Origin of the sequence: Enterobacter cancerogenus (assembly GCF_019047785.1) — a bacterium.
GTDB lineage: Bacteria > Pseudomonadota > Gammaproteobacteria > Enterobacterales > Enterobacteriaceae > Enterobacter > Enterobacter cancerogenus.
The window spans coordinates 2,964,275-2,976,355 of the sequence record NZ_CP077290.1 but is presented as its reverse complement, the minus strand read 5'-3'; the positions used below and the strand labels follow the sequence as shown (position 1 = coordinate 2,976,355).

11 protein-coding genes are annotated in these 12,081 nt (G+C 56.9%); 6 read left to right on the top strand and 5 right to left on the bottom strand.

Annotation, left to right across the window (positions count from 1 at the left end; all coding sequences use genetic code 11):
- Window positions 1–104 precede the first annotated feature (104 nt).
- Window positions 105–644, top strand: a complete 540-nt coding sequence (locus I6L58_RS13990) for a GNAT family N-acetyltransferase (RefSeq protein ID WP_088209261.1) — start codon at window positions 105–107, stop codon at window positions 642–644.
- A gap of 71 nt (window positions 645–715) precedes the next feature.
- A complete protein-coding gene (locus tag I6L58_RS13985; protein ID WP_058609745.1) occupies window positions 716–1,054 on the top strand; it encodes a lysozyme in 339 nt (112 codons plus the stop codon).
- Here I6L58_RS13985 and I6L58_RS13980 read toward each other — a convergent pair.
- Together I6L58_RS13980 and I6L58_RS13975 are read right to left on the bottom strand one after the other, a co-directional pair.
- A complete protein-coding gene (locus I6L58_RS13980) occupies window positions 1,033–1,632 on the bottom strand; it encodes a response regulator transcription factor (protein ID WP_088209262.1) in 600 nt (199 codons plus the stop codon). The two genes, I6L58_RS13985 and I6L58_RS13980, sit on opposite strands and share 22 nt — an antisense overlap.
- A 163-nt stretch (window positions 1,633–1,795) precedes the next feature.
- Window positions 1,796–2,554, bottom strand: coding sequence for an SDR family NAD(P)-dependent oxidoreductase (locus I6L58_RS13975; protein ID WP_088209263.1), 759 nt, complete (start codon window positions 2,552–2,554; stop codon window positions 1,796–1,798).
- Window positions 2,555–2,673: 119 nt separating this feature from the next.
- Here I6L58_RS13975 and I6L58_RS13970 point away from each other — a divergent pair, with 119 nt between their 5' ends.
- The 3 genes from I6L58_RS13970 to I6L58_RS13960 all read left to right on the top strand — a co-directional run bounded on the left by I6L58_RS13970 (window position 2,674) and on the right by I6L58_RS13960 (window position 6,234).
- The gene (locus tag I6L58_RS13970) at window positions 2,674–3,573 is read left to right on the top strand and encodes a LysR family transcriptional regulator (RefSeq protein ID WP_088209264.1); all 900 of its coding nucleotides are present in this window, start codon (window positions 2,674–2,676) and stop codon (window positions 3,571–3,573) included.
- A 51-nt stretch (window positions 3,574–3,624) separates the two neighbouring features.
- Window positions 3,625–4,650, top strand: a complete 1,026-nt coding sequence (gene yhjD, locus I6L58_RS13965; protein ID WP_042322260.1) for an inner membrane protein YhjD — start codon at window positions 3,625–3,627, stop codon at window positions 4,648–4,650.
- A gap of 261 nt (window positions 4,651–4,911) precedes the next feature.
- Window positions 4,912–6,234, top strand: a complete 1,323-nt coding sequence (locus I6L58_RS13960; protein WP_088209265.1) for an MFS transporter — start codon at window positions 4,912–4,914, stop codon at window positions 6,232–6,234.
- A gap of 67 nt (window positions 6,235–6,301) precedes the next feature.
- Here the strand turns inward: I6L58_RS13960 and I6L58_RS13955 are convergent, their stop codons facing one another.
- Entirely contained in the window at window positions 6,302–8,344 is a 2,043-nt protein-coding gene (locus tag I6L58_RS13955; protein WP_088209266.1) for an AsmA family protein, read from the bottom strand.
- A gap of 66 nt (window positions 8,345–8,410) precedes the next feature.
- On the bottom strand, window positions 8,411–9,184 hold the full coding sequence (gene pdeH / locus I6L58_RS13950; RefSeq protein ID WP_006178019.1) for a cyclic-guanylate-specific phosphodiesterase: 774 nt from the start codon (window positions 9,182–9,184) through the stop codon (window positions 8,411–8,413).
- A gap of 230 nt (window positions 9,185–9,414) precedes the next feature.
- On the opposite strand from pdeH, the gene I6L58_RS13945 reads away from it, so the two are divergent.
- A complete protein-coding gene (locus I6L58_RS13945; protein WP_088209267.1) occupies window positions 9,415–10,344 on the top strand; it encodes a 2-dehydro-3-deoxygluconokinase in 930 nt (309 codons plus the stop codon).
- 42 nt (window positions 10,345–10,386) lie between these two features.
- On the opposite strand, the gene I6L58_RS13940 is transcribed toward I6L58_RS13945, so the two are convergent.
- Window positions 10,387–11,880, bottom strand: a complete 1,494-nt coding sequence (locus I6L58_RS13940; RefSeq protein ID WP_058609739.1) for a M16 family metallopeptidase — start codon at window positions 11,878–11,880, stop codon at window positions 10,387–10,389.
- Between the last annotated feature and the right edge of the window lie 201 nt (window positions 11,881–12,081).

Here is a 12,081-nt window from a genome sequence, read left to right as displayed (position 1 = left end):
GGTCGTTTTTCTTTTTATTTATACGACGTTATAAACATACCTGACTTTTTGTTGAAATAAAGTGACAACTCTATAATCCTGATAAATGTCTCCGGAGAAGCCCCATGGTTGGTTTTACCACATCACGCCTCACCTGCTCGCCGCTGCAGGAACAGGACTGGCCCTTTTTTCTGGCCCTGCAGCAGCACCCGGACGTGATGCGTTTTATCGCAGAAGCGCGCCCGGAGGCGGAGATCCGCGTCGCATTTGATTCCCGACTCACCCCGTGGGAACCCGGCAGCCCGCACTGGCTCTGTCTGGTGGTGCGTGATACCGCCACCCAGACGCCGCTGGGGGTGACGGGATACATTCATCGTGAAGATGATTGTGCCGAAGTGGGCTTTCTGTTCGCCCCGTTAGCGCAGGGGAAAGGCTACGGATATGAGTCGCTGGTGGCGCTGCGGGATTTCGCCTTCGATGAGGGGAAAATTCGTCGGCTGACGGCGACCGTGACGGCGGGCAACCTGGCCTCGCGGGGGCTGCTTGAAAAGGCGGGTTTCCGGCTGGAAGGTGAGCTGCGCGAGAGCTATCAGCTGGCCGGACGCTGGCATAACGACTGGCTGTTCGGTCTGCTGAAAAAGGACGTTCTCGCCAGCCATCGGTGATCCACAGCCATTTGGCGGATATGTCCTGTACATCGTTTCCTCTACAGTAGCGTCAGAAAGAGGAAACGTATATGAATGGTTACTCGCTTCAAATATCGCTTGCTGCCGTAGAGTTAATTAAAAAACAGCAGGGACTTTCCCTTGAGAAGTATCGGGATGCACAGGGTGTGTGGGTCATTGGATATGGTCACGTTATTCGCGCGTGGGAACGTTTTGACATCATCATCACGCCCGACGATGCAGACATGCTGCTGGAGAACGACCTTCGCATATGCGAGGCGCTGCTAAGGGAAAATATCACCCGGCCTTTGACCCAGCGGCAGCACGATACGCTGGTGGCATGGATATTTAGCCTGGGTGATACCCCCCTTTCAGAAACGGCGCTGCATCAGGCCGTCATGCGGGTGTAGATCATCGCTGCCTGGGTACGGTTTTTGACGTCCAGCCGACGAAAAACCGTCTCCAGATGGGCTTTTACCGTCGCGGCGCTAATGTTCAGCGAGCGTCCAATTTCTTTATTCGACTCCCCGGCGGCCAGCAGCTTGAGCACGTCGTGCTGGCGGTCGCTCAGAGCAGACAGCTCCTGCTGCGGCTGTGGCTGAAGCCACTCTCCCGGCATGCATGCCATCCCGGCACAGACCGAACCCAGCGCGGCGCTGAAGATTTCCGGGCGGGCGTTGCGGGGAACGATCGCCATGACGTTGCGCTTCATCAACTGCTCGACCCATCGCGGATCTTTCCTGGATAACACCATAACGACCCGCGCCCCCGGAAAGCGGTACACGATCTCCTCAAGCAGGGCCATGCCGTCATCCTGAATGATGTTGCCATCAATCATGACAATCGCGGAAGGTGATGCAGACAAAAGTGTCCAAAATTCATCAGCCTGACGGGTACCTGTGATATTTAATTCCGGAATTAACTGCTGCAGACTGTTCATCGCTCCATGAATAAATATTGACTGCCTGTCAAACATGATTACTCGCATTGTTTTCCTCCCTCTGAGAAACGCGAGGGGGGATTCTAGCGGGGAGGAATTTAAGATAAAACTCAATGAACGGCCAGGTTACAAATCACCGGCCGTTCGTAAAATCTGCCGCGAATTCGACACATCTGTCTTAAGGATTTTCTTAAGTCCGTTGGATTTTCGCTTACAGGAACATCCCGCCCGACACTTCGATCCGTTGCGCGTTCATCCAGCCCAGCCTGTCGCTGAGCAGCGCCACGATGGCATTGCCAATGTCGTCCGGCAGGCCCACGCGCCCCAGCGCCGTTTGCGCGGCCAACTGCTGATTAAGCCCGGCGTTGTCGCGCACGCGTCCGCCGCCAAAATCGGTTTCAATCGCGCCGGGGGCGATGATATTGACGGCGATACCGCGCGCGCCCAACTCTTTCGCCTGATAGCGGGTTAATACCTCCATCGCCCCCTTCATGGCCGCATAGGTGCCGGAACCGGGCTGGGTGAAACGGGCCAGCCCGCTCGACACGTTCAGGATCCGCCCGCCGTCGTTCATCATTGGCAGCAGGCGTTGGGTGAGGAAGAACGGGCCTTTAAAATGGATGTTCAGCGCCTCATCAAACTGCGCTTCCGTCGTCTCGGTATAGGGAGCGTACAGGCCCGTCCCCGCGTTGTTTACTAAATAATCAAACCTGTCGCGCTGCCATACGGTCTGGAGGATCTCCTGCATGCGTTGAGCGAAGCCCTCAAAACTGGCAATATCGCCGACGTTAAGTTGCAATGCTGCCGCTTTACCGCCGTTGGCTTCAATTTCATGCACGACGTCCAGCGCTTCCTGCTGGCTGCTGTTCCACGTCAGGATAATGCCCACGCCCTCGGCGGCCAGCTTTAACACCGCGTTTTTACCCAGTCCACGGCTCCCGCCGGTCACTAATGCAATACGTTCGTTCATAAGAAACCTCGTTTCGGTTGTTATAGAGATTGAGTAAGAGCTTATTAGGTGATAGAAAATCAATAAAGAGAGCAAAAAACGCTTCACTGTTTCAGTTTGAATAACAATGAGCCGCGCCTATGGATAAAATTCACGCAATGCAGCTTTTCCTCCGCGTCGCTGAACTGGAGAGTTTTTCCCATGCGGCAGAGACGCTGAGCCTGCCGAAGGGGAGCGTTTCCCGGCAAATTCAGGCGCTGGAAAACCAGCTGGGCACGCAGCTGTTGCACCGCACCACGCGGCGCGTGAGCCTGACGCAGGACGGCATGGTCTATTACGAGCGGGCAAAAGATCTGCTCACCAATCTCGACGAACTGGACGGCATGTTCCAACACGACCCCTCAAGCATCAGCGGGCGCCTGCGCGTGGATATGCCGGTCGGCGTTGCTCGAAATTTAGTCATCCCGAAACTGCCGGCTTTTTTGCAGCAGTATCCCGGTATTGAACTGGAGCTGAGCAGCAGCGACCGCCTGGTGGATGTGATTCGGGAAGGATTCGACTGCGTGGTTCGCGTGGGTGCGCTAAAGGACTCCGGGCTTATCGCCCGCCCGCTCGGCAAACTGTCGGTGATTAACTGCGCCAGCCCGGACTATCTGACGCGTTTCGGCTATCCTGAGACGCTGGACGACCTGGCCTCGCATGCGGTCATCCACTACTCTGCGACGCTAGGCACGCGGCCGCAGGGGTTTGAGTTCTACAACGGCAGCACCACGCAGTGGGTTAAAACGGGCGGAGTACTGACGGTTAACAGCACGGAGACGTACCAGGCCGCCTGCATTGCCGGGCTGGGTATTATTCAGGTGCCTCGCGTCGGGGTGCGTGATGCGCTGCGTGCCAGGAAGCTCACGGAGATCCTTCCCCAGTATCGCGCTGAGCCAATGCCCGTTTCACTGATTTATCCCCATCGCCGCAACCTCTCCCGCCGGGTGCATCTGTTCATGGAATGGCTCACTGAACTCACAAAAGCTTACGTGGACTAGCCGCAAGCTATAATTCAATAACATCCAGCCAAACGAAAAAGGAAAATGCGCGTGACGCCGGAAAATAACCCGCAACGACCCACTCAAGAATTAGATTACGATCCCATCAAAAAGATGGACACCCAACCGGAGGAGGAGAAAACGCCGGACAAACCCAACTCGGCGCTCGCGGCGGTGACCAGCACAGCGGAAAAAATTCAGCGCCGTCCGATGATTGCGCATCTCATCCGCGCCGCCGAACGCTTCAACGACCGTATGGGGAACCAGTTTGGCGCGGCTATAACCTACTTCTCCTTCCTGTCGATGATCCCGATCCTGATGGTCTCTTTTGCCGCCGCCGGTTTTGTGCTGGCATCGCATCCGACGCTTTTGCAGGACATCTTCAATAAAATTTTGACCAACGTCAGCGACCAGACGCTCGCCACCACGCTCAAAAGCACCATCAATACCGCCGTGCAGCAGCGTACCACCGTCGGGATCGTCGGCCTGCTGATTGCGCTCTACTCGGGCGTGAACTGGATGGGCAACCTGCGCGAAGCCATCCGCGCGCAGTCGCGCGATGTGTGGGAGCGCACGCCGCAGGATCAGGAGAAAATCTGGGTAAAATATTTCCGCGATTTTATCTCGCTGATAGGCCTGCTGGTGGCGCTGGTGGTGACCCTTTCCATCACCTCCGTCGCAGGGTCGGCGCAGCAGATGATTATCTCCGCACTCTACCTGGATTACATCGACTGGCTGAAGCCCGCCTGGCGCGGCATCGGGCTTGCGATCTCCATCTTTGCTAACTACCTGCTGTTCTTCTGGATCTTCTGGCGATTGCCGCGCCACCGCCCGCGCAAGAAGGCGCTGATCCGCGGGACATTCATTGCGGCAGTAGGTTTTGAGGTGATCAAAATCGTGATGACCTACACCCTGCCTTCGCTGGTCAAATCGCCGTCCGGCGCGGCGTTTGGTTCGGTGCTGGGGCTGATGGCGTTCTTCTACTTCTTTGCCCGTCTGACGCTGTTCTGCGCCGCATGGATTGCCACCGCAGAGTACAAAGATGACCCACGCATGCCGGGCAAAACGCACCGCTAAACAGCGTATCGGGCTGAAATGTCAGCCCGATTCATCATTTCAGCATATAAATCCAGTCCGTAACTTTTATTTAACCAAAAACCAGTTTTATCCGCTGATATTTAAAAACTGTGAAGCATTTCATGGAAGGGATTTTGCTGGTCTGAATATTATCCGCTTTTTGTTGATTTTATCGCCAGCACGCGAGTTTGTTACAGATTGAAATGTCGCTTTTGCTATGCCTAATATGGCCGTTCGTTCGTCCAAAAATAAGAAAATATTATGCAAGCAACAGCCACCACACTCGACTCCGAAGCGGAACAGGTTCCGTTAAACTCGCGCAATAAAGTCGTCGTCGCCTCGCTGATTGGCACCGCCATTGAGTTCTTCGACTTTTACATTTACGCCACCGCGGCGGTTATTGTCTTCCCGCATATCTTCTTCCCGCAGGGCGACCCGACGGCAGCCACGCTCCAGTCTCTGGCAACCTTCGCCATCGCCTTCGTGGCGCGTCCGATTGGCTCGGCGCTGTTTGGACACTTTGGCGACCGCGTGGGTCGCAAGGTCACGCTGGTGGCTTCGCTGCTGACGATGGGCATCTCCACCGTGGCGATTGGCCTGCTGCCGACTTATGAAACCATCGGCATTCTGGCACCGGTCCTGCTGGCACTGGCGCGTTTTGGTCAGGGGTTGGGCCTCGGGGGTGAATGGGGTGGCGCGGCGCTGCTGGCGACCGAGAACGCCCCGGCGCACAAGCGCGCGCTGTATGGCTCCTTCCCGCAGCTGGGCGCGCCGATTGGTTTCTTCTTTGCCAACGGCACCTTCCTGCTGCTCTCGTGGCTGCTGACGGACGAACAGTTCATGAGCTGGGGCTGGCGTATTCCGTTTATCTTCTCGGCGGTGCTGGTGCTGATTGGCCTGTACGTGCGGGTCTCCCTGCACGAGACGCCGGTCTTCGCCAAAGTGGCCGCGGCTAAAAAACAGGTGAAAGTACCGCTGGGTACGCTGCTGACCAAACACGTCCGCGTGACCGTACTCGGCACTTTTATCATGCTGGCGACCTATACGCTGTTCTACATCATGACCGTTTACTCCATGACCTACAGCACCGCCGCTGCGCCAGTTGGCCTGGGGCTGCCGCGTAATGAAGTGCTGTGGATGCTGATGATGGCGGTCATTGGTTTTGGCGTGATGGTGCCGGTTGCGGGCCTGCTGGCCGACAAGTTTGGCCGTCGCGCGAGCATGATTGTGATCACCTCGCTGATTATTCTGTTTGCCCTGTTTGTCTTCCCGCCGCTGCTGAGTTCAGGCAGCCCTGCGCTGGTGATGGCCTATCTGCTGATTGGCCTGAGCCTGATGGGGCTGACCTTTGGCCCAATGGGCGCGCTGCTGCCAGAGCTGTTCCCGACCGAAGTGCGTTACACCGGTGCCTCGTTCTCCTATAACGTCTCGTCGATTCTGGGGGCATCCGTTGCGCCGTATATCGCGACCTGGCTGCAGGCGAATTATGGTCTGTTCTATGTCGGGGTCTATCTGGCGGCCATGGCGGCGCTGACGCTGATAGCGCTGCTGCTGACGCATGAGACGAAGCATCAGTCGTTATAAACGTAAAAAGGCAACGCAAGTTGCCTTTTTTAGTGTTTGCTCCCTCTCCCTGTGGGAGAGGGGGTTGTTACTTCTTCATCTGCGACAGTATCGCCCGACACTGGTTTGCATCCCCTTCTGACGGCGAGATCAACGCCAGCAGCGCCGCGGCAGGCGTCACCAGCGTGGCGAGCGCTGCGGCAACCGCACCGCGAGCAATCAGCGGCCCGGCTTTCACCCCCGCCTGCGGGTTTTTAAAGGTGCCGCGCACGTACAGCGGTGAACGCAGGGTGATGATACGGAACCCTTTACTCTCTGGATTGATGGTCAAATCCAGCTGCTCAGAGGCCATGCTGGCCGTACCGGTCACGTTAATCACCGCATTCTCGGTGTCGAAGGCAAAGATCTGCGGACGCGCCACGCCGTTCACCAGGTCCAGATTCGCCGCCGCGCAGTTCACACGCACCTCATCGTCGCCAAAAATTTGCCCGATGATGAAGTTACCGACGTTCAGCCCGAGGATCTCCATCAGGTTGCGGCTGACCAGCCCGTCGTTCATCAGCAGTTTCAGGTTACCGTTACTGCTGCCCAGCAGCGCGGCAACGGAGTTCCCCACGCCGCGGATATCGGCGTCACCGTTCATCTCACCCAGGGTTTTCTGCATCAACTCGACGTTTGGCATCAGCTCTTTCAGCTTCAGCCGGCGCGCCTGAATATCCGCCCGCCCCTGCATCGGCTTTTTATCGCCTTCAAGATGGATGTTCGATGAGATGGTCCCGCCCGCCAGGCCGAACTTCAGCGGCTGCAGGCGCAGATCGGCATTTTTGAGGATGATGTGGGTGGAGAGATTGCTTATCGGCAGGGTGCTGCCGTGCTCGATTTTTTTGCCCTTGAAGCGCACGTCCGCGTCCATCACATCCCACTTATCGGTTTCGAAGCGGTCGTACGGCAGGACTTTGCCCGCAGGCTGAAGATCTTTCTTCACCTCTTTAGATTTCGTGCCTTTGCCGGAATCGACGCCAATCAGCGGCCCCAGATCGGCCAGACGCAGCTGGCGGGATTCCATATCGCCCTCGAGTTTCGGGCGCGGTTTGCCGGTGGTGTAGGTGAGAGAACCGTGAATATCGCTGTCACCGATGCGGCCATTGAAGTCGCGGTAATCGAAGACCGACGATTTCTCGGTGTCGATTTTCGCCACCAGGTGCCCGTCGGTTTCAAACGGTGGGGTATCCGGCAGCAGCACGCCGGTGAGGTCATACAGTTCGCCCAGGGAATCGCCAGCGAACTTCAGCTGTAGGTCGACGCCGCCCATCTTCATGGGGTCGTTAACCGTTCCGACGAACGCCACGCGCGTATTCCCGGAGCGGAAGTCTGCCTGTACCGGGAACGGTGTGCCTTCACTGCGCAACGCCAGCATCCCGCCGATTTTCCCTTTACCCGTCAGCGGCTGGCCGTTGTAGCGCCCTTTCGCGGTCAGGCCAAAGACGTAATCGCCCGCCTTCGTCTTGTCCCCTTTTGCTTTGCTGCCCGTCACTTCGCTAAACGGCAGCGGTTTGCCCAGCGGATCGACCAGGATCTCCACGTCCGCTTTGCTGACCTTATCATCGATGGCGATCCGCCCGCGATCGAAGAGAATATTATCAAGGCGGAAAGACCACGCCGACGGTTGAGCATTGGGATCTTTTTCCTCGCTGCTGGCGAGGTTGAACGTCCAGTTATTGTTTTTTTCAGAGAGACGGATCAGGCGCGCATCAGGCTGCTGAAGCTTGATCCACGGCAGATACACCGTTTTGGTCAGGAGCGCTAGCGGCGCCAGGGTGGCTTCTACACGGGGCAAATGAACCATGGTGACCTCCGGAATATCCGGTGGGTTACCCAGGATAATGTCATCCGCATGAACGTGCGGCCAGGGAACCCAGCTTCGCCAGCCGGTTTCCTCTTTCTGGCGTTCCCACACCACGCCCAGATCGCCGCGTATTGCGAAGGGGCGATTCAGCTCGGTTGAGACTTTCTGGTTGATGGTCGGTTTGAGGCGGTTCCAGTCGAACGTGGCGATAATGATGATTGCGACCACGATCAACAACAAGAAAATCCCTGCTGTCCAGGCGATAACCCTGGTTGTTTTTGTCATTTTAGTCCCCTTTCCTGAATGACCTTGCCTCTAAAACTATAGAACAGACAAAGGGAAAGGGTCGGATCAGAGGTGGGTAATCACGTTTTCCAGGGTATCCATCGGGACCGGGCGAGAGAGGAAATAGCCTTGCGCTGCGGCAGCCGGGGAATTTTGCACGTCGCGCCACTCTTCCAGCGTCTCAACACCTTCGACAATTACGCCCTGGCAGTAGCGGTTCATCAGCTGCAGGAGAAGCGTAAACAGGTTTCGCCCTTCCGGCGTCTGGCGCAGCATGATAAAGAGGTCGCGCGCGACTTTGATGTAGTCATAACGCACTTCGCTCAGCGCAGAAAAGTTTGCCATGCCGGTGCCGAAATCATCCAGCCACAGCGGGCCAAATTCACACATTGAGGCAAACGAGGAGTCCTGCGGCAGACGGACGTGCTCCACCAGCTCGAAGCGCATCCACGGCAGGCGGGCAATCAGCTCCTGCAGCGTCTTATTCTGGCGCAGCGCCATCAGGGTGGGGCCATCCACGTTCACCGATGCCAGGATGCCGTGGCGCTCGAAGAAAGCCTGCTTCGTTGCCAGCATTTCCAGCTGCTCTTCCAGCACGTCGATGCGCTGGCGCACGGCCACCTCCGCAAAATAGCGGTCCGGCGCGATACGTTGCGACGGATTTGAGGGGTGCGTGACCACCGTCAAAATCTCAATCGCCATCAGGCGTCCATCGGTGCGGTAGATGGGCTGATAGGTGTATGTTCGCTCACATTGCAGCCAGTAGCGATGCTCCTGCAAGTTCTCGATACTTGCCTCAGGCGTAGTGCTCAGCCGCTGGATAACCTGCTCTGACTTCATTTCAGATGTCCTGTTGTATGGGATGGCTTTTCTGGACTCGTCACTGAGTTATCGGCGCGGCCATTGAGAACTTTATGTTCAGCGCACCGGGAAGATGAAATTAAGATGACAGAAATTCCAAGGAACACGCGCTGGCTCATAAAAATTAATGGAACGACGTTTTAATATAGTTGACCACATAATCCACTCAGCGCACACTGCTGGTAAATACTCTGTTCAGGTTCACGACTATGTCCAAAAAAATTGCCGTGATTGGCGAATGCATGATTGAGCTGTCACAAAAAGGAGCGGATGTTAGCCGCGGTTTTGGTGGCGATACCTTAAACACTGCCGTCTATATTGCCCGTCAGGCTGCTGCAGACGCGCTCAGCGTTAACTACGTTACCGCCCTGGGCACGGACAGCTTCAGCCAGCAAATGCTGGACGCCTGGCAGAGTGAAAATGTTGATACTGCGCTCATCCAGCGCATGGAAAACCGCCTGCCGGGGCTGTACTACATCGAAACCGACAGCACCGGCGAGCGCACGTTCTATTACTGGCGCAACGAAGCGGCGGCGAAATTCTGGCTGGAGAGCGATGCCGCAGCCGCCATCTGCGAAGATCTGGCCACCTTTGATTATCTCTACCTGAGCGGCATCAGCCTGGCCATCCTCAGCCCCACCAGCAGGGAAAAGCTGTTTTCCCTGCTGCACGAATGCCGTGCCAACGGCGGAAAAGTGATTTTCGATAACAACTATCGCCCTCGCCTGTGGGCCAGCCGCGAAGAGACGCAGCAGGTCTACCAGCAGATGCTGGCATGCACCGATATCGCCTTCCTGACACTGGATGACGAAGATGCCCTGTGGGGCGAAAAACCTGTCGACGAGGTGATTGCCCGCACGCATGCCGCAGGCGTGAACGAAGTGGTGATTAAACGTGGCGCGGACGCGTGCCTGGTCTCCGTGGCGGGTGACGCCGTGGTTGAGGTGCCGGCAGTGAAATTAGATAAAGAGAAAGTGATCGACACCACCGCCGCGGGAGATTCATTTAGCGCGGGGTATCTGGCGGTACGTCTGACGGGCGGTACGCCGGAAGCGGCTGCCCGGCGCGGACACCTGACGGCAAGCACGGTGATTCAGTATCGTGGCGCCATCATTCCACGCGAGGCGATGCCTGCATAACAACGGTGCGGGCGAATGCCCGCACCCTTTCCTTCTGCTGCGTTACTGCCCTTGCGGGATGTCGGTAGCATCCTGATGGAGATCGTCGGCTGGCACAGGCTGTGCGGTCGGGGCCACAGGGGCCATAATGCCATTCCAGGTCGCCTGCAACTCCTTCATGTCATACTCCGGCTCGCCTTTCGGCTGCATCAGAATTAACGCCATATCCTGCGATAGCTGCTGGCGCAGATCCTGGTTCAACATATCGACGGTAAGCCCGCTGAGGAAGTCCTGACGCAGCTTCTGGTACTGCTCCGGCGCGATATCCACCACCTGGTTTTGCAGCGAGCGAATACGCTGGCTGATCAGGATGTCGGTATCCGCGCGGGCGTAGGTGGCAAACAGCTTCTGCAGCTCAAGGGATTTCTGCGCGACCAGAGCGTTGAACTCCTCTTCCGGCAGCCCATCTTTGCGCACTTTCTCCAGTTCCTTCGCCACCACGGCCAGATTGGCGTTCAGCTTGTCACCCGGTGATTCGACGTTGATGGCGCACTGCGCGCGCTGGAACAGCACGCGGCAATCAAAGCCCAGGCCGATGTTCTTCACGTTATTTTTGCTGAGCGTCTGCTGAACATGCCAGAACAGCGCCTCACGGGCCAGATCGGCACGCCAGTAGCGCAGCAGCGCGGCGGATTCGCGGATAGGCTGCCAGGCGGTATCCCACATAATCGACAGGCGGTCCTGACGCACGGTATCCGTCATAATGCTGACCGGCGCGGCCCGCAGCGGCGAGAGCGTAGGCACCGGCGCAGGGGTTTCGCGTTTGCCTTTCAGATCGCCAAAGGCCTTGTTGATCTGCTCCACTACCGCGCGGCTGTCAACGTTGCCGACCACAATGAGGGTCATCGCGTCCGGGGTGTACCACTGCTGGTAGAAGGATTTAACCTGCTCAATATCAACTGGCTGCTTGAGCGGCTCGGCCGGGTCATGGCCCAGCAGCGTTGAGCCTTTCAGGCGATAGCGCCACCAGCCCTCTTTGGTATCCGCAGGCCAGGTGGCGACCATGTCGCTGTTGCTCAGCGCGTAGTTAATGGTCTCAGGCGTGATTGCCAGCTTGCCGGTAGCGTCCGCAAGCCAGGTAAGCGATTCTTTCAGCAGATCGTTACGGTTATTAGGCAGGCTCAGGTTAAACATGGTGTAGTCATAAGAGACCACGGCCGGTGGAAGCGGACGTTTGGGATCAATGGCTTGCTGCCACATTGAACGCACCTGAACCGCTTGCAAACTGCCGCTCTGGGTGAGCGCCAGTCGGGGAATAAAATGGCTGAAACCGGTCTGCTGGGTGCTTTCTGTGAGGGAGCCGGTATTCACCGACAGACGGATTTCAACGCGATCGCTGGGGCGTTGTGGCGTGGCGAGCACCTGCCACTGAAACCCATTCGCTAACGTTCCTTGTTGCCAGGCCGGGTCTGGCTGGAGCGCATCTGCCTGCACATAACTGGCTGCTGCCATCATCAGCAAACCGCCGGTTAAGAGTCGAATTTTTGTGCCCTGCATGTGAACCCCTGATCAACATTCCTGGTTAAAACGAGCATCTCGTGACGTGAGCACTCTTTAAAGATGACGATGAAAACACGAGGATTAGACCGCGTGTTCTTCGAAACGTCACGGTTCGAAGTGAAATATACCCAAAAAAAATTTTGTCGAATTATGACAGGTATGTAGGGGGTATTATGCGCAGACGCCCGCATTCCGACA